Here is a 22,534-nt window from a genome sequence, read left to right as displayed (position 1 = left end):
GGTATCTGGGGGCCGCACTTGAGCCCGGCGCGGACCGGGGGCGAGGCGTGGTTGGCGCCGCCATCCCGTCAGGGGCCGGAGGTGGGCGGTCCCTGACCGGACCCGCGAGTCAGACGGCTACGGCCGAGATATTGGCTTCGGGCAGTGTGGCGGCGTACGCCTCGATGTCGTCGGTGTCGGAGGTGAGCACGCTGCCTCCTCCGTGGACGGCCGCGATGAGGACGGCCAGGGCATCCACCGGGTCGGGTCGTTTCTTGGGGGGCAGTGCGGCCGCGCCGATCATGTCGCCGATCGTTTTCCAGCCTTCGATGGCCATTCCCCCCGCACAGGGGAGGCAGCGGGGCGCCAGGTCGGCGGGGTAGCGGGCCCCGGCTGCTGGATATACCACGACGTCGGCGAGAAGGCGCTTCCAGGCGTAGGCGGATTTCGGGCTCGTTCGCCAGGCCTGCGAGAGGGCCGGGCCAGGGACGATCGGCTGGTGTCCACCGGCCGCGATGAAGCCCTTGTGCAGGATGTGCGCCCGACGGTCCTGGCTCACCAGTGCCATCAGCATCCCCGTGTCGTAGACGACGACATTCACGCGGCGGCCTCATCGTGCGAGGTGCGGCCGAGAATAGCGTCGACCTTCGCCCTTTCCTCGCTGGTCAGCTCGATCTCGTCGCCTGCCCAGGTGCCGGTGCCCGCCTGCTCCTCGGCCTCCGCGCGGGCCTCCTCGAACGACTTGAAGATCTTCCTGACGCGGTCCTGCTGGTCCATCTGCGCTTGTGCGGCGATCGTGAGGAACGTGGAGACGTCGAGTCCGGCGTCTGCGGCATGTTCTCTGATCCGGTCCCGAACCTCGGCCGGCATGCTGATCGAAAAGCGCTCGGTTGCCATGCCATTACGGTAACACCGAGTGTTACGGGGTGTCGTAGGTCCGGTGGGGGATGTCGTACCCGCCCGGTACCGTCGGAGTACGTCGGCGGAGAAGCGGAGAAGACGAGCGCCGGGCCGCGGGGCGCTTTGCTGTCGCGGACAGGGACGGTGGCGTAGCCACGGGCGACGTCGAGGCACTCGCCGTCAGCGGAAGAGGTCGAGGAACCCGTTCACCCAGATCGCAACGAACACGATAGCCAGGAGCGCGCAGCCCACGGCCGCCAGGGGCCGGCGAAGCGACCCGGCCTCCGGCGCGTCACTCCGGACCTCGGCGAGGGTGTCCCAGGTGACCGGGTGGCCGAGGGCCTTGGAGGCGGCGGTCCGCACTGTCGCCAACTGTTCCTCGACGAAGGGGGAGTCGGCCGCCGATTCCGCGCCCTGCCAGGCAAGGGCGCGCATCCGGCTCACCGGGTCGCAGTACCTCTTCTCGAACGCGGCGACCTCGTCCGGAAGCCTGTCCTCTTCGAGGTACGTCCAACGGCCGGCCTCGGCAGGGTCGCCGTACATCCGGTAGACGTCGGCAAGGCGTCGGCGCAGAGCCGGGTAGTGCGGGTAGGACGAGACCAGTCCGCGCAGTCGTTGGCGGGCCATGGGCACACGTCCCGCAGCAAGGTCCGCGTCCACGCGCTCCAGCGTCTCCTTCAGTGCCATGCGCACATCATCGGGCGTGCCCGCGGATATGTGTAAGCGAATTATTTCAAGGTGCCCCGGAGACCGACCGGTTGTAGCTTCTGCGCCTGGCCGGGAGTGCGCTCGATGCGGCAGAGGGCGGTCCGACGACGTGGGCGCACATGCGTAGGGGGAGGTCGGTGCGGTGCTGGGGCTGTTGGGCTTCTACGACGAGTTCGATAACAAGACCATGCCAGTTGTCGGCTGGTCATCCGCGACTCCGTGGCCGTTGACGAAGGACGTCATCCAGCCCGAGCCCCGCCGTGTGTGAGGCGGCGGCAGCCGACCGGGAGAAGCTGCCCGACGTGCCGGATGTGGTGAAGGTGGAGTATGTGGAGCCGCACTGAAGCGGCGGTCCGGCCGGTCGCGGCGTGAGTGGGCGAGGAGGCGTGATGCGAACCAGCGACGAGATCTATCACCGGGTCCGCTGGGATCCGCGGTTCGACCCGGCCCGGTTCGTGCTGGGGATCAGCCGGCGCGGGGATGCCTGCAAACGCATCCCGTTGCCTTCCTTCGTGCCCGGGGGCGACATCCCGTGGCACCGGGTGGTGTTCATCGAGGCGGACGGCGAGGTGGTCTGGGACCGGGCCACGGGCGTGGACCGCATCGATGCGCCGGGCGCCGGCCGGGTGCGGGACCCGCAAGCGGACCTGAGCTTCGATACGAGCTCCGGCAGGGGCGATCCCATCGGCGTCCTCGACGTGCCCCCGACGGCCCGCACAGCGGTGGCCTGGATCCCGCCTGCGGAGCTGTGGCCGCCGATCCAGGGCATCCGCCGGGATTACGATCCGCAGATCCACCGGTGGCCGCCGCACGTCAATGTGCTCTTCGGCTTCGTGCCGGAGTCCGACTTCGAGCGGGCCGCCCCGCTGCTCGCCGCGGCGACGTCCGATTCGCCGGTCTTCACCGCCCGGCTGGACGGGGTGCGCACCTTCCGGCACAGGGCGTACTTCACCGTGTGGCTCGACCCGACGGCAGCCGGCCAGGCGCCGTGGGCCCACCTGCACCGCCTGCTGCAGCAGCGGTTCCCGCGCTGCAGTGGGCCCGCCAAGAACTTCACCCCACATCTGTCCCTGGGCCGGACCCGGGATCCGCGGCGAGTCACCGCCGACTGTGTCACCCGGCTCGACACCATGGCGGCGACAGTCTGGGAACTCGTCCTGCTCTCACGCACGGGCGACGGGCCGATGCGGCCACGGGCCACGGTCGCCCTGCGCACGGGCGAGGTCCGCCGACTGCCCGCGCCCGGCCTCGGAGCGCCGGGCCCGGAGGACACGGCATGGCTCTCCGGGATCACCGACAGATGAGGCCATGGCCGGCTGGGTCAGAGCGCCGCCGGACAACAGCTTCCCAGCCGCTCCGACCGCCCTCCTCAGCGTGCTCCCACCACGGGCCCGTTCGCCCCGTCGAGCCAGGCGACGCGCCGCAACTCCGGGCTGAACCGGGCCGGCAGACGGATGTCCGTCACCAGCTCCCAGACCCGTGGCACGGCTGCCTCGATAGGGACAGCACTGTGCACGCTCGGACCATCGGCGTATTCCAAGGCGTCCTCCTCACACCGGAGTTGCTGATCATTCCGATCCTTGACCATGGGCGCAACAGGCCCGGCCCGGCTGTGTTCCCGGCGGTCCGGACAGCGCTGCTCAGGCGCCGTCATCACAGGAAACGGGCGGCCTCCGAGGCCGGGAATGCGTTGTCGGTGGGAACCGATACCGTCGGAACATGTCCAACACGGCCGTCCTCGAAGGTGTGCTCGAGCGCATTACGTACGCCAACGAGGAGAACGGGTACACCGTCGCCCGCGTCGACACCGGGCGGGGCGGCGGTGATCTGCTCACGGTGGTCGGGTCGCTGCTCGGTGCCCAGGTCGGGGAGTCGCTGCGGATGGAGGGGCGCTGGAGCTCGCACTCCCAGTACGGCAAGCAGTTCACGGTGGAGAACTACACGACCGTGCTGCCCGCCACCATCCAGGGCATCCGCCGCTATCTCGGCTCCGGGCTGATCAAGGGCATCGGCCCGGTCATGGCGGACCGGATCACCACCCACTTCGGGGTCGACACCCTCGACATCATCGAGCAGCAGCCGAAGCGGCTGGTCGAGGTGCCGGGGCTCGGACCGAAGCGGACGAAGATGATCGCCGCCGCCTGGGAGGAACAGAAGGCGATCAAGGAGGTGATGGTCTTCCTCCAGGGGGTCGGGGTCTCCACCTCCATCGCCGTCCGTATCTACAAGAAGTACGAGGACGCCTCGATCTCCGTCGTGAAGAACCAGCCCTACCGGCTGGCCGCCGACGTCTGGGGCATCGGCTTCCTCACCGCCGACAAGATCGCCCAGGCGGTCGGCATTCCGCACGACAGTCCGGAGCGGGTCAAGGCCGGGCTGCAGTACGCACTGTCGCAATCCACCGACCAGGGGCACTGCTTCCTCCCCGAGGAGCGGCTGATCGCCGACGGCGTGAAGCTCCTCCAGGTCGATACGGGGCTGGTCATCGAGTGCCTCGCCGAACTGGCCGAGGACCCGGAGGGCGTCGTACGGGAGAAGGTGCCGTCGCCCGAGGGCGGCGAACCGGTCACCGCCGTGTACCTCGTGCCGTTCCACCGCGCCGAGGTCGCGCTCGCCGCGCAGGTGCAGCGGCTGCTGCGGACGCCCGAGGACCGGATGCCCGCCTTCCAGGACGTCGACTGGGCCAAGGCGCTGACCTGGCTCGCGGGCCGTACGGGGGCGACGCTGGCCCCCGAGCAGGAGGCCGCCGTCCGGCTCGCGCTCAGCCGCAAGGTCGCCGTGCTGACCGGTGGGCCCGGCTGCGGGAAGTCGTTCACCGTCCGCTCCGTGGTCGAACTCGCCCGCGCCAAGAAGGCCAAGGTGGTGCTGGCCGCGCCCACCGGGCGGGCGGCCAAGCGGCTCTCCGAGCTGACCGGGGCCGAGGCGTCCACCGTGCACCGGCTGCTCGAACTCAAGCCGGGCGGGGACGCGGCCTACGACCGGGACCGGCCGCTGGACGCCGATCTGGTCGTCGTCGACGAGGCGTCGATGCTCGATCTGCTGCTCGCCAACAAGCTGTTCAAGGCCGTGGCACCCGGTGCCCATCTGCTGCTCGTCGGGGACGTCGACCAACTGCCGTCGGTCGGCGCGGGGGAGGTGCTGCGCGATCTGCTGGCCGAGGGCGGACCCGTTCCGGCGGTCCGGCTGACGACGATCTTCCGGCAGGCCCAGAAGTCCGGCGTCGTCACCAACGCCCACCGCATCAACACCGGGACGCCGCCCCTCACCCAGGGCCTGGACGACTTCTTCCTCTTCGTCGAGGACGAGACGGAGCAGGCCGGCGTCCTCGCTGTGGACGTCGCCGCCCGTCGTATCCCGGCCAAGTTCGGCCTCGATCCGAGGCGTGACGTCCAGGTCCTCGCCCCCATGCACCGCGGCCCGGCCGGCGCGGGCACGCTCAACGGGCTGCTCCAGCAGGCCATCACCCCGGGCCGCCCCGACCTCCCCGAGAAGCGGGTGGGCGGCCGGGTCTTCCGGGTCGGCGACAAGGTCACCCAGATCCGCAACAACTACGACAAGGGGGAGAACGGCGTCTTCAACGGCACGGTCGGCGTCGTCACCGCCCTCGACCTGGACGAACAGCGGCTGACCGTCCTCACGGACGAGGACGAGGAGATCGGTTACGACTTCGACGAGCTGGACGAGCTGGCCCACGCGTACGCCATGACGATCCACCGCTCCCAGGGCAGCGAGTACCCGGCCGTCGTCATCCCCGTCACCAAAAGCGCCTGGATGATGCTGCAGCGGAACCTCCTGTACACCGCCGTGACCAGGGCCAAGAAGCTTGTCGTGCTGGTCGGGTCGCGACAGGCGATCGGCCAGGCCGTCCGCACGGTTTCCGCAGGCAGGCGCTGTACGGCGCTGGATTACCGGCTGGCAGGGGGCGCGGGCGGAGGATCCGCCGAAAAAATGATCGATCAAATCGGTGGGAAACATCACGGAGCCCTTCCGGAACCGGAGTCAAGGGGGCAGGATGAGTAAGCTCGCGGCACTCAGTGCCGCGAGTAGGTCCAATGGATGACCCCGAGTGCACTCTCCTGAGCCAAATGGGGGAGGGTGGAGACAGTCAGGGAACCTCGAAGAAGAGGCACTACGTCGGTGAGGGATGACGTGAGCGACAACTCTGTAGTACTGCGGTACGGCGACGGCGAGTACACCTACCCGGTGATCGACAGCACCGTCGGCGACAAGGGCTTCGACATCGGGAAGCTCCGGGCCAATACCGGTCTGGTGACGCTGGACAGCGGATATGGCAACACCGCCGCCTATAAATCCGCCATCACCTACCTCGACGGTGAGCAGGGCATTCTGCGCTACCGCGGCTACCCCATCGAGCAGCTCGCCGAGCGCTCGACGTTCCTCGAGGTCGCGTACACGCTCATCAACGGCGAGCTTCCCAAGGTCGACGAGCTGTCGACCTTCAAGAACGAGATCACCCAGCACACGCTGCTGCACGAGGACGTCAAGCGGTTCTTCGACGGCTTCCCGCGCGACGCCCACCCGATGGCCATGCTGTCCTCGGTCGTCAGCGCGCTGTCCACGTTCTACCAGGACAGCCACAACCCGTTCGACGAGGAGCAGCGCCACCTCTCGACGATCCGGCTGCTGGCCAAGCTGCCGACGATCGCGGCGTACGCGTACAAGAAGTCGATCGGCCACCCGTTCGTCTACCCGCGCAACGACCTCGGGTACGTCGAGAACTTCCTGCGTATGACCTTCTCGGTCCCCGCCCAGGAGTACGACCTGGACCCGGTCGTCGTCTCCGCGCTCGACAAGCTGCTCATCCTGCACGCGGACCACGAGCAGAACTGTTCGACCTCCACCGTGCGTCTCGTCGGCTCCTCGCAGGCGAACATGTTCGCCTCGATCTCCGCCGGTATCTCGGCGCTGTGGGGCCCGCTGCACGGTGGCGCCAACCAGTCGGTGCTGGAGATGCTCGAAGGCATCCAGGCCAACGGCGGCGATGTCGACTCCTTCATCCGCAAGGTGAAGAACAAGGAGGACGGCGTCCGGCTGATGGGCTTCGGCCACCGCGTCTACAAGTCCTTCGACCCGCGCGCCAAGATCATCAAGGCCGCGGCGCACGACGTGCTGTCCGCGCTCGGCAAGTCCGACGAGCTGCTCGACATCGCGCTGAAGCTGGAGGAGCACGCGCTCTCCGACGAGTACTTCGTCTCCCGCAACCTCTACCCCAACGTGGACTTCTACACGGGTCTGATCTACCGGGCCATGGGCTTCCCGACCGAGATGTTCACCGTGCTCTTCGCGATCGGCCGACTCCCCGGCTGGATCGCCCAGTGGCACGAGATGATCAAGGAGCCGGGTTCCCGCATCGGCCGCCCGCGCCAGATCTACACCGGCGAGGTCCTGCGCGACTTCGTCCCGGTCGAGAGCCGCTGAGTCTCGTACCGACGCCGTACCACCCCCGGCCGCCCGGCCGGTTGTCTTCGCCCCGTGTACCGCGCTTTCGCACAGAGCGCGGTGTCCGGGGCGATTTGCATGCCCGAGGGGCACGGGCAGCGAGAAGCGCCCCGCCATCGATCCCCCCACGGGCCGACAGCGAGGCGCTTCCCATGTCCCGGAGCGGATTCCCCCCACGGGATCCGGCCGGGCGTCTGTGGGAGCCGAAGCTCCTGGGCACGCTGCGCGCTCTTCACTTGTACTTCCGGTGCGGTCTGCCGGGGTACGTACGCACGGGAGGGCCGCTCAAAGCTCCCCGGTGCACGTGCCCCGGCCAACGCTTGCCCGAAGCATCCCCCAAGACACTTCGACGGACGTCCCCCAAGACATCCTTGGCATCGCACTCTTAGACTCGCGAACCCACCGAATGGTTACCCTGAAACCGGTGTGATCTAAATCTCTTTGTGGATGTTACGTGAAGGCGCGCAACCGCAGGCTGTTCGTCACGACGAAGACCGATGAGAACGCCATCGCCGCTCCGGCAATCATAGGGTTGAGCAGGCCAAATGCCGCAAGGGGCAGGGCAGCTACGTTATAACCGAATGCCCAGAAGAGGTTGCCCTTGATGGTGGTCAGGGTGCGGCGGGAGAGCCTGATCGCATCAGCCGCCACCTTGAGATCTCCACGAACGAGGGTGAGATCGCCGGCCTCGATCGCGGCGTCCGTACCGGTTCCCATCGCCAGGCCGAGATCGGCGGTGGCCAGGGCGGCCGCGTCATTGACCCCGTCACCGACCATGGCGACGGAACGCCCCCGGGCCCGGAGTCGCTCGATGACGTGGACCTTCTCCTCGGGCAGGACCTCGGCGTGGACCTCGTCGATCCCGACGGCGTGGGCCACGGCGTCCGCCACGGCCCGGTTGTCGCCGGTCAGCAGGACGGGATGGAGGCCGAGCGCGCGCAGTTCGGCGACGGCGTCCGCGCTGGACTCCTTGACCGCGTCGGCGACGGCGAGGACGCCGCGCGCCCGGCCGTCCCAGGCGACCGCGATCGCCGTACGGCCCCGGGCCGCCGCGTCCGCCACGGCGCCGGACAGGGCCTCGGGGACGGTGATGCCCGCGTCGGCGAGCAGCTGCGGGCGGCCGACCAGTACCCGGTGGCCCTCGACCGTGCCGCGTACGCCGAGGCCCGCGACGTTGGTGAAGTCCTCGGGGGTGGGGAGGGCGGCACCGGTGCGTTCGGCGGCTCCGGCGGCGACGGCCCGGGCGATGGGGTGCTCGGAGGAGTGTTCCAGGGCGCCCGCGAGCCGCAGCACATCGCTCTCGTCCGTACCGTCCGCCGTGTGTACGTCCAGCAGGGTCATCCGGCCGGTGGTGACCGTGCCGGTCTTGTCGAGGACGATCGTGTCGATGCGGCGGGTGGTCTCCAGGACCTCCGGGCCCTTGATCAGGATGCCGAGCTGGGCGCCGCGCCCGGTACCGACCATGAGGGCGGTCGGGGTGGCGAGGCCCAGGGCGCAGGGGCAGGCGATGATCAGTACGGCTACGGCGGCGGTGAACGCGGCCGTCACGTCGTCCGTGACCGACAGCCACCCGGCCAGGGTGGCCAGCGCCAGTGCCAGCACCACGGGGACGAAGACCGCGGAGATCCGGTCGGCGAGGCGCTGTACCTCGGCCTTGCCGCTCTGCGCCTCCTCGACGAGCTTCGCCATCCGGGCCAGCTGGGTGTCGGCGCCGACCCGGGTCGCCTCGACGACGAGCCGGCCGGAGGCGTTCACGGTGGCCCCGGTGACGGAGTCGCCGACGCCCACATCGACGGGGACGGACTCGCCGGTGAGCATGGAGGCGTCCACGGCCGACGTGCCCTCGACGACGGTGCCGTCGGTGGCGATCTTCTCGCCGGGGCGGACGACGAAGCGGTCGCCGACGGTGAGCCGGCCGACGGGGACGCGTACCTCCGTACCGCCCTTGAGGACGGCGACGTCCTTGGCGCCCAGGTGCATCAGCGCCCGCAGGGCGGAACCGGCCTTCCGCTTGGACTTCGCCTCCAGATAGCGGCCCAGCAGGATGAAGGTGATGACACCGGCGGCGACCTCCAGATAGATGGTGGAGGAGGCTCCGTCGCGCGAGACGGTGAAGTCGAAGCCGTGCCGCATCCCGGTCGTGCCCGCGTCGCCGAAGAACAGCGCCCACAGGGACCAGCCGAAGGCGGCGAGGGTGCCGACCGAGACCAGGGTGTCCATGGTGGCCGCGCCGTGCCGGAGGTTGGCCCAGGTGGCGCGGTGGAAGGGCAGCCCGCCCCAGACGACGACGGGGGCGGCGAGGGTGAGGGAGAGCCACTGCCAGTTGTCGAACTGGAGCGCCGGGACCATCGCGAGCACGACGACGGGCGCGGCGAGGACGGCCGAGACGATCAGGCGCTGACGCAGTGAGGCGAGTGCGACGGCGGCGCGCCGCTCGGCGGGGTCGCTCTCGGCTTCGGTGCTGCCGTCGTCGGCCCGGGGTTCGGTCCCGGTGCCGGGTCCGGCTTCGGTGCCGACCTCGGGGGAGCCTTCGACGGTGTCCGCGGGCGTGGCGGGTGCGACCCGCGCGGTGGCGGGCGGTGCGGGCGGTGCGGGCGGTGCGGGCGGTGCCGGTTCGGGGCGGCGTACGGGCTGCGCCGTGTAACCGGTCCTCTCGACCGTGGCGATCAGGTCCGCCAGATCGGTCCCCGGACCGAAGAAGACACGGGCCTTCTCGGTCGCGTAGTTCACGCTGGCGGTGACGCCGTCCATCCGGTTGAGCTTCTTCTCGACGCGGGCCGCGCAGGAGGCGCAGGTCATCCCGCCGATCGTGAGCTCTGCCCGTGAACTCTCGGCCGCCGGGGTCTCGGCCTCTGTCGCACTGTGCATGTCCGAACTCCTGAAACGCCTGCCGGGCCGTACCCCACCAGTATCTGCTGGTCGGTCCGGCCCGGCGGCAAAGGGGGGTGATGCGGGTGATTCGGTGTTTCCGGGTGTGGCGGGTGGGTCCCGATGGTGTTCAGGCCCGGCCGACGAGCTCGTAACCGGCCTCGTCCACCGCGGCGCGCACGGCGTCCTCCGCCAGCGGGGCCCGGGAGACGACGGTCACCTGGCCGGTGGAGGCGACGGCCTTCACCGAGGTGACGCCCTCGATACCGGAGATCTCCTCGGAGACGGCACCTTCGCAGTGGCCGCAGGTCATGCCGGACACCTGGTAGACGGTGGTCACCGCGCCCGACCCGTCGCCGCTGTCCGTGCTGCCGTGGCAGGAGCCACTCGGCGAGCAGCAGGAACCGGTGGCCTGGGGGAGCTGGGTCTCGGCGGTCATGGTGTTCTCCTCTTCGATGAGCGCAGAAGGGTGTGGCGGCAGGGGCCCCGGAAGACCCGGTGTCCCTCGACACTCTTCAGATTATACCCCTAGGGGGTATGAATGCGAACGCCGGCGGTTCAGGCGGGTGTCGGTGCCCGGGTGGCCGGCCGGATCGTGACGCCGTGCATCGAGTCCCGGAGCGAGTGCAGCACGGTGATGCCGGGACAGGTGGCGATCGCGGGCGCGGCGGGGTGGAAACGCCCGTTCGGCCTCCGGAAGGAGAGAGTGGGACGCCACCGGTGATCGCCGTCCAGGAGCCGTGCCCGAACCGGCGGTTTCGCCCCGGTCCCACGTAGGGAGTGTTACGTAACGTGACAGGTGTGGGGGTGAGTGTCACGTTGTGCGGAGGGGGGTAGCCGTGGCCGGGGCCGGCCGGCGGCGGCAGGGGGCGGCGTGAACGTGACAGGTGGAGGGGGAAGTGTCACGTTGCGCAGAAGGGGTGCACACCTGGCGGAGCAGAAGGGTGCACATCCGGCGGAAGAGGAGGCCCCGTACGGCGGGCGGGCTTCCGGGCGCGCTCGCCGTACGGGGCCTCGGGTGTCAGTCCCCGCGTCCTCGGTTGCCGGGTCTTGAGGCGACCCAGGCGCGGATGGTGTCCGCGTACCAGTAGGGTCTGCCGTTCTCCACATGGTCCGGTGACGGGAGGAGGCCGTGTTTTCGGTACGAGCGGACGGTGTCCGGCCGCACCCGGATGTGCGCCGCGATGTCCTTGTAGGACCAGAGCCTGCTGTCCGTCATAGGTGTCACCTCTCTGCACCGCGGCGGCAGCCGGGAAGGCCGTCGAGGGAGCCGCGGCACGGACGCTGACGATCACTCAGCCTGCCCTCGGTGCAACGAGAGGGAGTCGGTCCCGGGGAGGGGCTGTCGTGCGCCTGTGACGGAAGAGCCGCGTAACGCGGACATGTGTGACGAAGTGGTTACGGGAGACCGGGGGGAGGGCGGTGTGCGCCGTGGTCACACCGGCGGATAGGGGAGAGGCGTCGTGCGACTCGGCCCCGCGTGCCAGAGCGCCGACCAGGTCGCCGCGGTGACCAGGCCGTCCGGCCTGAGCGGCGGGTGGTCCGCCTGGAAGCGCTGCACGGCGAGGAAAGTCTGCGGTCCGAACGTTCCGTCGACCGCGGACCACGGCAGATAGTGGCGGTTGGCCAGCATGCACTGCACCTGGGAGACCTGCTCGCCCTGCTCGCCGTAGATGGTCGGCCCGTCGCCGTCGTAGAAGGCGCAGACCGGGCTGGAGCCGGGCGGTGGCGGCGGGTTGTGCTCGTCGGCCGAGGCGGCCGAGGTACCCGGGCCCGCGGCGAGGGCGGCGGTCAGAGCGACCGCGGCCAGGGCCGGGGCCCCGGCCGTCCTGCGGGACGACAGCATCTTCCGGATCATGGTGAGTTGCTCCTCGTGCGGCGTGGTGGGGTGCGGCGGCCGGGGCCGCGCACCGGCTTCTCATCGAGGACAACACCGCGTACCGCCCCTACGTCACTTCTGGGCGCGCCTCGGCGTGTCAGGGGACCCGGTGCGGGCCGCCGCAGGTGCGGAGGAAGTCCCGGGTGCGGCGGGCGATGGGGAGGGGCTTGTCGGGCGGGCACGGATACATGTCCTGCTCGACGATGGCGAAGAGATCGACGTCCAGCTCGCGGGCGGCGGCGAGCACGGGTTCCAGCGCGGGCACCCCGCCCGGCGGTTCGCACATCACGCCGCGCGCCACGGCGGGCCCGAACGGCACCTCGTCCGCCACGACTTGGGCCAGGATCTCCGGGTCGACCTGCTTGAGGTGCAGATAGCCGATCCGTTCCCCGTACGTCTCGATCAGCTTGACGCTGTCGCCGCCGCAGTAGGCGTAGTGGCCGGTGTCGAGGCAGAGCGAGACCAGGTCGGGATCGGTGGCGTCGAGGAAGCGGGCGACGTTCTCCTCGCTGTCGATATGGGTGTCGGCGTGCGGATGGACGACGATGCGCAGCCCGAACCGGTCCCCCACCTCGCGGCCCAGTCGTTCCGTCAGGGTGGTGAGGTCGCGCCACTGCTCCGCGGTCAGCTCCCGGTCCTCCAGGAGCTCGCCCGTCCTGTCGTCGCGCCAGAACGACGGGATGACCACCAGATGCCCGGCGCCCATCGCCCGGGTGAGTGCCGCGACATCGGCGACATGCGCCCAGGTCCGGTCCCAGACGCCGGGGCCGTGGTGCAATCCGGTGAAGACGGTCCCGGCCGAGACCGTGAGTCCGCGGCGGCGGGTCTCGTCGGCGAGACGGGCCGGGTCGGTCGGGAGGTAGCCGTACGGACCGAGCTCGATCCACTCGTAACCCGCCGCGGAGACCTCGTCGAGGAAGCGCTGCCAGGGCACTTGCCGCGGATCGTCGGGGAACCACACCCCCCACGAGTCGGGTGCCGAACCGATACGGATACGGGCCGGAGCCGCTGCGGAGGAGGTCATGCCGCCCAGCCTCCCGGCCCCGGGGAACCGTGTCAATGATTCGTCCGTATGTCCTGACAAAGCGTTGACAGGGGTGCGGGGGAGGGCTAGACCTGGGAGCAGCCGCCCGGTCGCCGGTCGAAGGGACGCAGATGCCTGAGCTGTACGACGTGATCACCATGGGCCGGATCGGTGTGGATCTCTACCCCCTGCAGACCGGTCAGCCACTGGCCCGGGTCGACACCTTCGGGAAGTTCCTCGGCGGCTCACCCACCAATGTCGCCGTCGCCGCGGCCCGGCTCGGCCGGCGGGCCGCGGTGGTGACCCGTACCGGCCGGGACGCGTTCGGGGATTATCTCCACCAGCAGTTGCGGGAGTTCGGGGTGGACGACCGCTGGGTGACGCCCGTCGACGCGTATCCGACGCCGGTCACCTTCTGCGAGATCTTCCCGCCCGACGACTTCCCGCTCTACTTCTACCGTCGGCCCAAGGCTCCCGACCTGGAGATCCACGCTTCGGAGCTGGACCTCGACGCGGTCCGCTCCGCCCGGGTCTTCTGGATGACGGGCACCGGGCTGTGCGCCGAACCGAGCCGCGCATCGACCCTCGCCGCACTCCGCGCCCGCGACCGGAACGGCATCACCGTCTTCGACCTCGACTGGCGCCCGATGTTCTGGGACGCCGACTCCACGACCGACTCCGCCACCACCGACTCCATGACCTCCTCCACCCCAACTGCCCGCTACCGCGAGGCCCTCGCCCATGCCACCGTCGCCGTCGGAAACCTCGACGAGTGCGAGATCGCGACCGGCGAGCGCGAACCGTACGCGGCCGCCCGCGCCCTGATCGCCGCGGGTGTCGAGCTGGCCGTCGTCAAACAGGGCCCCAAGGGCGTCCTCGCCGTCCACCGCGACGGCACGGTGGCCGATGTGCCGCCGCTGCCGGTCGAGGTGGTCAACGGCCTCGGCGCCGGTGACGCCTTCGGCGGGGCGCTCTGCCACGGGCTTCTCGCCGGCTGGGAGACCGAACGCGTCATGCGGTACGCCAACGCCGCCGGTGCGATCGTCGCCTCCCGGCTCGCCTGCTCGTCCGCCATGCCGTTCCCGTACGAAGTAGAAGCGGCCCTGACCGCAGGCGCCGTCACCTCCCGCCCCACCGGAGCCACCCCATGACGCCCCCGGCCTCCTCGGTCTCCGAACTCGTCCAGCTGCGCATGCGCCACCCCGAGGCCGTCGCCGAGGCCGCCGCGCACCGCCGCAGACGTCCCCTCGTCGGCGACGGCGGACGCCTGATGATCATCGCGGCGGACCATCCGGCCCGCGGTTCCCTCGCCGTCGGCGACCGCGAACTGGCCATGGCCAACCGCTTCGAGCTCCTGGAACGGCTCTGCCTCGCCCTCTCCCGCCCCGGCGTCGACGGCGTCCTCGCCACCGCCGACATCCTCGACGACCTGCTGCTGCTCGGCGCGTTGGAGAACAAGGTCGTCATCGGCTCGATGAACCGCGGCGGGCTCGCGGGCGCCGCCTTCGAACTCGACGACCGCTTCACCGGCCACCGCCCCGAGGACCTCGACCGGCTCCGTTTCGACGCGGGCAAGCTGCTCCTCCGTATCGACTACGACGACGCCGGCTCGCTCGACACCATGCACGCCACCGCCCGGGCCATCGACGCCATGGCCGCGTACCGGCTGCCGGTCTTCGTCGAGCCGTTCCTCTGCCGCCGCATGGACGGCCACGTCCGCAACGACCTCGGTGCGGAGGCGGTCACCACCTCGATCGCCATCGCTTCGGGGCTGGCCGGGACGTCCGCGTACACCTGGCTCAAGGTGCCCGTCACCGAGAACCCCGGCGACATGGCCCGGGTGATGGAGGCCTCGACGCTGCCCGCCGTGCTGCTGGGCGGCGAGGTGGGCGACGACCTGGACGGCGCGTTCGAGAAGTGGCGCACGGCGCTGCGACTGCCCACGGTCCAGGGCCTGGTGGTGGGGCGTTCGCTGCTCTACCCGGCCGACGGGAAAGTGGCCGCGGCCGTCGACACGGCCGTATCGCTGCTGGAGCCGAGAGGAACGGGTGGGGACCGGGTATCGGGTAGGGGATGGGTATGACGACGTACGAAGAACCGCGGTACCACGTCCGCGCGGGATCCACGGCGCGCGGCCCCTACGCCCTCGACATCGGCCCGGAGCGCGCCGGCTGGGACCGGTCGGGCCTGCGCGTGCTGGAGCTGGAGCCGGGCGGAGTTCACACACTTGTCACCGGGGAGAGCGAGTGGATCGTTCTGCCGTTGACCGGTGGCTGTACGGTGCACACCTCAGGTGAGATCTTTGAACTGCTGGGCCGGGAAAGCGTGTTCAGCGGGGTATCCGACTTCGCCTATGTACCGCGTGACGCCCATGCACAGATCGCCTCCGGCGCAGGAGGCCGCTTCGCCCTGGCAGGAGCGAAGTGCGAGCGACGACTCCCCGCTCGCTACGGCCCCGCGCCGGAGGTACCCGTCGAGCTGCGCGGCTCCGGGAACTGCTCCCGCCAGGTCAACAACTTCGCCGCCGCCGACACCTTCGCGTGCGACCGGCTGATCGCCGTCGAGGTCCTCACCCCCGGCGGCAACTGGTCGTCCTACCCGCCGCACAAACACGACGAGTACCGCCCCGGCGCCGAATCCGTGCTGGAGGAGATCTACTACTTCGAGGTGGCGGACGACGGCCTCGGCTACCACCGGGTGTCGCCGTCCCGGGCGGGCGGTACGGACGTCCTCGCCGAGGTCCGCAGCGGCGACGCGGTCCTCATCCCCGACGGCTGGCACGGCCCGTCCATCGCCGCCCCCGGCCGCACCCTGTACTACCTCAACGTGATGGCGGGCCCGGGGGAGCAGCGGGAGTGGCTGATCACCGACCACCCCGACCACAGCTGGATCCGCGACACCTGGCCCGCCCAGCCGGTGGACCCCAGACTCCCGCTGTACGGGACGGAGGCACCCGCATGAGTACCCGCCGTCTGACCACCGCCCAGGCCCTGGTGTCCTTCCTGGCCCGCCAGTACACCGAGCGCGACGGCCGGCGGCAGCGGCTGATCGGCGCCACCTGGGGCATCTTCGGCCACGGCAACGTCGCCGGAGTCGGCCAGGCGCTCGTCGAGTCCGGCCGCGCCATGCCCTATCTCCAGGGCCGCAACGAACAGGCCATGGTGCACGCCGCCGTCGGCTACGCCCGCCAGTCCGGGCGGCTCTCCGCGCACGCGGTCACCACGTCCATCGGCCCCGGCGCCACCAACCTCGTCACCGGCGCGGCCCTCGCCACCATCAACCACCTCCCCGTCCTCCTCCTGCCCGGGGACACCTTCGCGACCCGGCCCGCCGACCCCGTGCTCCAGCAGCTCGAAGTGCCGGCGGCGGGCGACATCTCGGTCAACGACTGTCTGCGCCCCGTCTCCCGCTACTTCGACCGGATCACCCGCCCCGAGGCCCTGATCCCGGCCGCCCTCCAGGCGATGCGGACCCTCGCCGACCCGGCGGAGACCGGCGCCGTCACCCTCGCGCTGCCGCAGGACGTACAGGCCCAGGCGTACGACTGGCCGGAGGAGTTCTTCGCCGAGCGCGTCTGGTACGTACGCCGCCCCGCCCCCGATCCGCACGAGCTCGACCGGGCGGTACGGGCCGTGCGCGGCGCCCGCCGGCCGCTGATCGTGGCGGGCGGCGGCGTCCGTCACAGCGCGGCCGAGGAGACCCTCGCCGCGTTCGCCGCCGCGACCCGTATCCCCGTCGCCTCCACCCAGGCCGGCAAGGGCTCCCTGCGCCACGACCACCCCGCCGACGTCGGCGGCATCGGCCACACCGGCACCGCGACCGCCGACGAACTGGCCCGCACCGCCGACCTGGTGATCGGCATCGGCACCCGCTACTCCGACTTCACCACCGCCTCCGCCACGCTCTTCTCGAACCCGGCCGTCCGCTTCCTCAACGTCAACATCACCGGCTTCGACGCCCACAAGCTCGGCGCGCTCCCGCTCGTCGCCGATGCCCGCACCGCCCTCGAGGCCCTCACCGCCGCGCTCGCCGCACGCAACCACCGTGTCGACCCGTCCTACGAGACCGAGTACACCGAGGCCAAGGAGAAATGGGAGCAGCGTGTCACCGCCGCGTTCACCGCCGACGACCCGCACGCCCGCCCCACCCAGGTCCAGGTCCTCGGCCTGCTCGACGCGCTCGTCACCGAGGACGACATCCTGATCAACGCGGCCGGCTCGCTCCCCGGCGACCTGCATAAACTCTGGCGGACCCGTTCCCCGCACCAGTACCACGTCGAGTACGGGTACTCCTGCATGGGCTACGAGATCCCGGCCGCGATCGGGGTCCAGCTGGCCGCCCCCGGCCGCCCCGTCTGGGCCCTCGTCGGCGACGGCACGTATCTGATGAATCCCACCGAGATCGTCACCGCGGTGCAGCAGGAACTCCCCGTGAAGCTGGTCGTCCTCCAGAACCACGGATACGCGTCCATCGGCGGTCTCTCCGAGACGGTCGGCGGCGAACGCTTCGGCACCGCCTACCGTCACCGCGCCGCCGACGGCACGTTCACCGGCCCCCCGCTCCCCGTCGACCTCGCGGCCAACGCCGGTTCGCTCGGGATGCGGGTACTGCGCGCCAAGACCGTGCGTGACCTGCGCGAAGCCCTTGCCGAGGCGCGCGCCGCGGACCGTCCCACTTGTGTCTACGTCGAGACCGAAACGGCAGACACAGTGTCGGGCCCGCCTCCGGCGCATGCGTGGTGGGATGTTCCCGTAGCCGAAACGGCCACCCGGCCGTCGGCCGTGAAAGCCCGGGAAGAGTACGACCGACACGTCGCCGACCGACGCCGCCACCTCTGAAGACGCCACTGAAGGAGTTCTGTCATGAAGACCGTCAACCACTGGATCGGTGGCAAGACCGTCGAGGGCGCGTCGGGCAACTACGGCCCCGTCACCGACCCGGCCACCGGCGCCGTCACCACCCAGGTCGCGCTCGCCTCCCTCGAAGAGGTCGACGCCGCGGTGGCCGCCGCCAAGGGCGCCTACGCCACCTGGGGCACGTCCTCGCTGGCCACCCGCACCTCGATCCTCTTCCGCTACCGCGCGCTGCTCGACGCCCACCGCGACGACATCGCCGCGTTGATCACCGCCGAGCACGGCAAGGTGCACTCGGACGCGCTGGGCGAGGTCGCCCGCGGTCTGGAGATCGTCGAGCTGGCCTGCGGCATCACGACCCAGCTCAAGGGCGAGCTGTCCACCCAGGTCTCCAGCCGGGTCGACGTCTCCTCGATCCGTCAGTCGATCGGTGTCGTCGCCGGGATCACCCCGTTCAACTTCCCGGCCATGGTCCCGATGTGGATGTTCCCGCTGGCCATCGCCTGCGGAAACACGTTCGTCCTCAAGCCCAGCGAGAAGGACCCGTCGGCCGCCAACCTGCTGGCCGAGCTGGCCGCCGAGGCCGGTCTGCCGGACGGCGTGCTGAACGTCCTGCACGGCGACAAGGTCGCCGTCGACGGGCTGCTGAACCACCCGGACGTCGCCGCGGTCTCCTTCGTCGGCTCCACCCCGATCGCCCGCTACATCCACACCACCGCCTCCGCCAACGGCAAGCGCGTCCAGGCGCTCGGCGGTGCGAAGAACCACATGCTGGTGCTGCCGGACGCGGACCTCGACGCCGCCGCCGACGCGGCCGTCTCCGCCGCGTACGGCTCCGCCGGTGAGCGCTGCATGGCGATCTCCGCGGTCGTCGCGGTGGGTGCCATCGGTGACGAGCTCGTAGCCAAGATCAAGGAGCGGGCCGAGAAGATCAAGATCGGCCCCGGCAACGACCCGACGTCCGAGATGGGTCCGCTGATCACCGCGGCCCACCGCGACAAGGTCGCCTCCTACGTCACGGGCGCGGCGGCCCAGGGCGCCGAGGTCGTCCTCGACGGCACCGGCCACACCGTCGACGGTTTCGAGGGCGGCCACTGGATCGGCCTCTCCCTCCTCGACCACGTGTCCACCGACTCGGACGCGTACAAGGACGAGATCTTCGGCCCGGTGCTCTGTGTCCTGCGCACCGAGACGTACGAGGAGGGCGTCGCCCTCATGAACGCCTCGCCGTTCGGCAACGGCACCGCGATCTTCACCCGCGACGGCGGCGCCGCCCGCCGCTTCCAGCTGGAGATCGAGGCCGGCATGGTCGGCGTCAACGTGCCGATCCCGGTGCCGGTCGGCTACCACTCCTTCGGTGGCTGGAAGGACTCGCTCTTCGGCGACCACCACATCTACGGCAACGACGGCGTGCACTTCTACACCCGCGGCAAGGTCGTCACCACCCGCTGGCCGGACCCGGCCGACGCCCCGGAGGGCGTGGACCTGGGCTTCCCCCGCAACCACTGATCCCTCATCCCGGCCGACGGCCCGTACGGACGCATCCCCCGTCCGTACGGGCCGTCGCCGCGTTCGTACGGGCCGTCGCCCCGCGCTCTCACATGCGCCGCAGCCCCGCGTACTGGAGCGCGCCCATGGCCGCTACGACCAGGCCCTGGAACACGATCCAGCCGTTGCCGACCGTCGTGGCGGTCAGTGCGTCCAGGGCGACGGTCACGACACCGGCCACGGCCCAGGCCGCGTTCAGGGCGATGACGACGGTGACCCCGCCGCGGCTGAGATTCTCCTGCCGCGAGACGGCCAGCACCCACAGCGCGTACACCGTGAGGAAGACGCCCACCGCGTACTGGACGGGGAGCGGCACGCCGAGGAACGAGTCCAGGACAGTGGCGAGCGCGAGATAGCCGATGCCGTTCGCACCGGTGAGGATCACATCTGCCACGAGAGCTGCCCGGAGAAGGCCGTCGGAGCGGGCGGTGCCCGTCGCCGGGACCGTACTCGCGTTCTGGGACGACATCACTGGGTCCTCCTGTCGTTGTCATGCGGTCGTTCAGGTCACGCAGGCAACGCCGCCGACGGTCCGAGCGGGAGCCGCCGCCGAACGCTCGGTCCGGTGGAGCGCATGCCTGTACGCGAACGGTAAGGACGGGCAGGCACCCGCTCAATTACCTCTGAGGTCATGGCCGCCCGGGGCGGGCCGACGAGCGAGCCCGGCGGAGACCGTTGCAGGGGCCGGCGATTCACCGCTCGCAGCCAATGCGGCGTGCTTATTCAGCATTACGGTGAGTAAATGGACCGCCCTTTATGTGGCGCAGACCACGTGACGTGCGCCACTCTTGTAGCGATTTGGCGTATATGCCGTGTGTGGTGGGCCACGTGACGGGCGTCACTATGATGCGGAATAGTAGATGATCGGCGCTGTCGCACCGGCTCTCATGGTGCATTCATGGATCATTTCCGGCGCCACATACGATTCCTTTTAGTAAAAGGCCATCATTGACCTGGATTTCCTTTTCGCATAACAATTCTTGGCATCGCTCCCCGACAGAAGAGGAATTTCCGAATGCAGATCACCGCGATGCCCAAGAAGTTCGCCCGTATGACCAGGACCAAGAAGGCTTCGCTGGGCATGCTCGCTGCCGGTGCGGCGATCGTGGCCGGTACCGTCGCCGGCGCCCCGGGCGCCTCGGCCGCCACCCCTGCCAAGGCCACCGGCGGCAACGTGGACATCTGGATCAAGCAGGCGCTGGAGGTCATGCGTGCGAAGGGCATCCCGGGCACGTACGAAGGTATCCACCGCAACTTGATGCGCGAGTCCGCCGGCAACCCGAGCGCCATCAACAACTGGGACTCCAACGCTGCCAAGGGCATCCCGTCCAAGGGGCTGCTCCAGGTCATCGACCCCACCTTCAAGGCGTACCACGTCGGCGGCACCTCCAAGAACATCTACGACCCCGTCGCCAACATCACCGCCGCCTCCAACTACGCCGCCCACCGCTACGGTTCCATCGACAACGTCAACTCCGCCTACTGACCGGGGCATTCACGTTGCATGACCGTGCCGAGGGCCGTCCCGGGACGGGACCGAAGAGAAGCCGAAGAAAGGGAGCCGTCACGGCTCCCCTTCATCGGCTTCTTCGGTTTTCCCGGCTTCTCCTCGGCTTCGGCGTCGACGTGCCGAGTCCGTCGCCCTCTCCGGGCGGACCGCCTCGGCGTACGAGGCGAGCGGCACCAGGGCCCGGTGCCCGGTGCCCGGTGCCCGACAGAGCCGCGTGTACCGAGGTCCGTATGGCGAATGTCAGCCCCGGCCGATGACGCGGCAGGGGCCGACGACACGGCAGGGGCCTTCGCGGCGCCCGTAACTCGGTCGCCTCACCGGCCGGACCGGTGCTGTGATGGGGCCATGACCGCCCCGGCCAGGCCACAGCACGAGATCCGCGCCCAGTACACGGACACGGCCATCACCGTCTACCAGGCGTACGCCCCGTTCATCGGGCTGCCCGCTGTGCGCGACGGGCGCTTCCCGGACGCCTGGAAGCGCGACCGCATGACGTGGATCAAGCCGAGCTTCCTGTGGATGATGTACCGCTGCGGCTGGGCCACGAAGGAGGGGCAGGGGACCGTCCTGGCCGTCGAGATCACCCGCGAGGGCTTCGACTGGGCGCTGGCCAACTCCGAACTCTCCCACTATGTGCGGGGAGTTCACCCCGACCGCGGCACCTGGCAGCACAGCCTGCGCCGGAGCCCGGCCCGCGTCCAGTGGGACCCCGAGCGCGACCTCCGTCTGAACCGGCTCACCTACCGTTCCCTGCAACTCGGCCTCTCCGGCGAGGCGGCGCGGCGGTACGCGGACGAGTGGACGGTCTCGATCCGTGACGTCACCCCGCTCGCCCGGCGGATCCACGAACTGGTGTCGGCCGGGCAGCTCGACGACGCGGCGGAACTCCTGCCGTCGGAGGTGCCGTATCCCGTGGGAGCGTGACACTCGGCCCCTTCGGCCCCGAACCGGCCGCCTCCGCATCCCCGTAGGCGGCCTGGCACTCACGACTCGGGCAAAAGGGCTAATTACCCGACAGTGAGCATATCGGGCATTACGCTCCGCGCATGACTCACCATGCCATCCTCCTGGCGGCATCCGGTCTGAAGATCGACTGGGCCAAGATGCCGACGTACAACACGATCATGGCGGTGGCCGCCGGAGCCGGGCTGTTGCTCGTGGTCGCGCTGGGGCGCCTGCTTCTCGCGCCCGACCGCACCATCATCCCCGAAGGCTGGGTGCTGGCGTTCGGTGCCGTCGGCTTCACGCTTGTCACCACCGGCCTCCACATGACCCTGACCTGGCCGCTCGCCGGACAGGGCTTCCCGTTCGACAACATCATCTTCGGCGAACCGGCACTGGCCTTCGGCGTCTTCCTGCTTGCCGCATCCTGCTATCTCTGGAAACGCGGTGCCGAACTCAACAGTGCCGACCGCATCGTTCACACGGCCCGCGTCGCCTCACCCATCTCCGTCTTCGTCTTCGGCCTCGGGCTCGCCTGCTTCGGGATCGCCGCCGCGGGCTGGAAGTACACCCTGTTCGCGGCGCCGCCCGAGGAACCCATCTCCGGCGAGTTCGCGAAGTGGCCGATTCTGGAAGCGAGCTTCATGTCCGGGCTGTACGTCCTCGTGGGCATCGGGGCGCTCCTGTTCCCGTTCGCCCTGCGCCGGCCCAGGAGCTGGCTGAGCCCGGTCATCGGAGTCGTCTGGGGCCTGGCCGGACTGGTGTTCCTGTTCTTCGGCGGGCTCAACTACTTCACCCACATCGGCCTCATCATCAACACCATGTGACCCGCGCAGAACCCCGGTGGGCCCGGCCAGGGCTCC

The 22,534-nt window shown here is 70.0% G+C and carries 20 protein-coding genes and 1 pseudogene; 11 read left to right on the top strand and 10 right to left on the bottom strand.

All coding sequences use genetic code 11. The annotated features are described in order from the left end of the window. Nucleotides 1-109 precede the first annotated feature (109 nt). The 3 genes from ACFVV1_RS10315 to ACFVV1_RS10305 form a co-directional block, all read right to left on the bottom strand. A complete protein-coding gene (locus ACFVV1_RS10315; RefSeq protein WP_389987459.1) occupies nt 110-580 on the bottom strand; it encodes a hypothetical protein in 471 nt (156 codons plus the stop codon). After that, a complete protein-coding gene (locus tag ACFVV1_RS10310; RefSeq protein WP_351784582.1) occupies nt 577-876 on the bottom strand; it encodes a hypothetical protein in 300 nt (99 codons plus the stop codon). Before ACFVV1_RS10310 ends, ACFVV1_RS10315 begins: the two co-directional genes overlap by 4 nt. Nucleotides 877-1,059: 183 nt before the next feature. Then, on the bottom strand, nt 1,060-1,566 hold the full coding sequence (locus ACFVV1_RS10305) for a DUF6584 family protein (protein ID WP_389987453.1): 507 nt from the start codon (nt 1,564-1,566) through the stop codon (nt 1,060-1,062). Between the two features lie 410 nt (nt 1,567-1,976). On the opposite strand from ACFVV1_RS10305, the pseudogene ACFVV1_RS10300 reads away from it, so the two are divergent. After that, nucleotides 1,977-2,852 (top strand): annotated as a pseudogene (locus tag ACFVV1_RS10300) (RNA repair domain-containing protein); the annotation flags it as partial. Between the two features lie 104 nt (nt 2,853-2,956). Here the strand turns inward: ACFVV1_RS10300 and ACFVV1_RS10295 are convergent. Then, nucleotides 2,957-3,127 (bottom strand): hypothetical protein, encoded by a 171-nt coding sequence (locus ACFVV1_RS10295; protein WP_389987450.1) that lies wholly within the window; start codon nt 3,125-3,127, stop codon nt 2,957-2,959. A gap of 179 nt (nt 3,128-3,306) precedes the next feature. Here ACFVV1_RS10295 and ACFVV1_RS10290 point away from each other — a divergent pair, with 179 nt between their 5' ends. After that, the gene (locus ACFVV1_RS10290; protein ID WP_389987447.1) at nt 3,307-5,607 is read left to right on the top strand and encodes an ATP-dependent RecD-like DNA helicase; all 2,301 of its coding nucleotides are present in this window, start codon (nt 3,307-3,309) and stop codon (nt 5,605-5,607) included. Between the two features lie 129 nt (nt 5,608-5,736). Then, complete coding sequence (locus ACFVV1_RS10285) at nt 5,737-7,026, top strand: citrate synthase (RefSeq protein ID WP_389987444.1); 1,290 nt, start codon at nt 5,737-5,739, stop codon at nt 7,024-7,026. A gap of 471 nt (nt 7,027-7,497) precedes the next feature. Here the strand turns inward: ACFVV1_RS10285 and ACFVV1_RS10280 are convergent, their stop codons facing one another. The 5 genes from ACFVV1_RS10280 to ACFVV1_RS10260 form a co-directional block, all read right to left on the bottom strand. Further along, nucleotides 7,498-9,915, bottom strand: coding sequence for a heavy metal translocating P-type ATPase (locus ACFVV1_RS10280; RefSeq protein WP_389987441.1), 2,418 nt, complete (start codon nt 9,913-9,915; stop codon nt 7,498-7,500). A gap of 130 nt (nt 9,916-10,045) precedes the next feature. Further along, nucleotides 10,046-10,354: a heavy-metal-associated domain-containing protein gene (locus ACFVV1_RS10275; protein WP_389987438.1), complete on the bottom strand. Its 309-nt coding sequence runs from the start codon at nt 10,352-10,354 to the stop codon at nt 10,046-10,048. A 582-nt stretch (nt 10,355-10,936) separates the two neighbouring features. Continuing rightward, nucleotides 10,937-11,134 (bottom strand): helix-turn-helix transcriptional regulator, encoded by a 198-nt coding sequence (locus tag ACFVV1_RS10270; RefSeq protein WP_389987435.1) that lies wholly within the window; start codon nt 11,132-11,134, stop codon nt 10,937-10,939. A 216-nt stretch (nt 11,135-11,350) separates the two neighbouring features. Then, nucleotides 11,351-11,773 (bottom strand): peptidoglycan-binding protein, encoded by a 423-nt coding sequence (locus tag ACFVV1_RS10265; RefSeq protein ID WP_389987433.1) that lies wholly within the window; start codon nt 11,771-11,773, stop codon nt 11,351-11,353. A 118-nt stretch (nt 11,774-11,891) separates the two neighbouring features. After that, entirely contained in the window at nt 11,892-12,818 is a 927-nt protein-coding gene (locus ACFVV1_RS10260) for a sugar phosphate isomerase/epimerase family protein (RefSeq protein WP_389987430.1), read from the bottom strand. Nucleotides 12,819-12,949: 131 nt separating this feature from the next. On the opposite strand from ACFVV1_RS10260, the gene iolC reads away from it, so the two are divergent. Genes iolC through mmsA form a run of 5 tightly spaced genes read left to right on the top strand, consistent with a single transcriptional unit; the run spans nt 12,950 to nt 19,180 of the window. Continuing rightward, entirely contained in the window at nt 12,950-13,969 is a 1,020-nt protein-coding gene (gene iolC, locus ACFVV1_RS10255; protein WP_389987427.1) for a 5-dehydro-2-deoxygluconokinase, read from the top strand. Then, on the top strand, nt 13,966-14,901 hold the full coding sequence (locus ACFVV1_RS10250; RefSeq protein WP_389987424.1) for a deoxyribose-phosphate aldolase: 936 nt from the start codon (nt 13,966-13,968) through the stop codon (nt 14,899-14,901). Before iolC ends, ACFVV1_RS10250 begins: the two co-directional genes overlap by 4 nt. Continuing rightward, entirely contained in the window at nt 14,898-15,779 is an 882-nt protein-coding gene (gene iolB, locus ACFVV1_RS10245; RefSeq protein ID WP_389987421.1) for a 5-deoxy-glucuronate isomerase, read from the top strand. Before ACFVV1_RS10250 ends, iolB begins: the two co-directional genes overlap by 4 nt. After that, nucleotides 15,776-17,656, top strand: a complete 1,881-nt coding sequence (iolD, locus tag ACFVV1_RS10240) for a 3D-(3,5/4)-trihydroxycyclohexane-1,2-dione acylhydrolase (decyclizing) (protein ID WP_389987418.1) — start codon at nt 15,776-15,778, stop codon at nt 17,654-17,656. Before iolB ends, iolD begins: the two co-directional genes overlap by 4 nt. Before the next feature lie 24 nt (nt 17,657-17,680). Next, nucleotides 17,681-19,180, top strand: coding sequence for a CoA-acylating methylmalonate-semialdehyde dehydrogenase (mmsA, locus tag ACFVV1_RS10235; RefSeq protein WP_389987415.1), 1,500 nt, complete (start codon nt 17,681-17,683; stop codon nt 19,178-19,180). An 88-nt stretch (nt 19,181-19,268) separates the two neighbouring features. On the opposite strand, the gene ACFVV1_RS10230 is transcribed toward mmsA, so the two are convergent. Then, a complete protein-coding gene (locus tag ACFVV1_RS10230; RefSeq protein WP_389987412.1) occupies nt 19,269-19,688 on the bottom strand; it encodes a hypothetical protein in 420 nt (139 codons plus the stop codon). Nucleotides 19,689-20,234: 546 nt separating this feature from the next. Here ACFVV1_RS10230 and ACFVV1_RS10225 point away from each other — a divergent pair. From ACFVV1_RS10225 to ACFVV1_RS10215, 3 genes are all read left to right on the top strand, one after another. After that, nucleotides 20,235-20,705, top strand: coding sequence for a transglycosylase SLT domain-containing protein (locus ACFVV1_RS10225; protein WP_389987408.1), 471 nt, complete (start codon nt 20,235-20,237; stop codon nt 20,703-20,705). Between the two features lie 369 nt (nt 20,706-21,074). Continuing rightward, a complete protein-coding gene (locus tag ACFVV1_RS10220; protein WP_389987405.1) occupies nt 21,075-21,653 on the top strand; it encodes a DUF4291 domain-containing protein in 579 nt (192 codons plus the stop codon). Between the two features lie 122 nt (nt 21,654-21,775). Next, nucleotides 21,776-22,498, top strand: a complete 723-nt coding sequence (locus tag ACFVV1_RS10215) for a DUF981 domain-containing protein (protein ID WP_389987402.1) — start codon at nt 21,776-21,778, stop codon at nt 22,496-22,498. Nucleotides 22,499-22,534: the final 36 nt, after the last annotated feature.

The sequence above is a fragment of the Streptomyces sp. NPDC058092 genome (assembly GCF_042884935.1).
Classification (GTDB): Bacteria; Actinomycetota; Actinomycetes; order Streptomycetales; family Streptomycetaceae; genus Streptomyces.
Note: the sequence above shows the minus strand (reverse complement) of the source record. Positions and strands in the feature narration are given on the sequence as shown.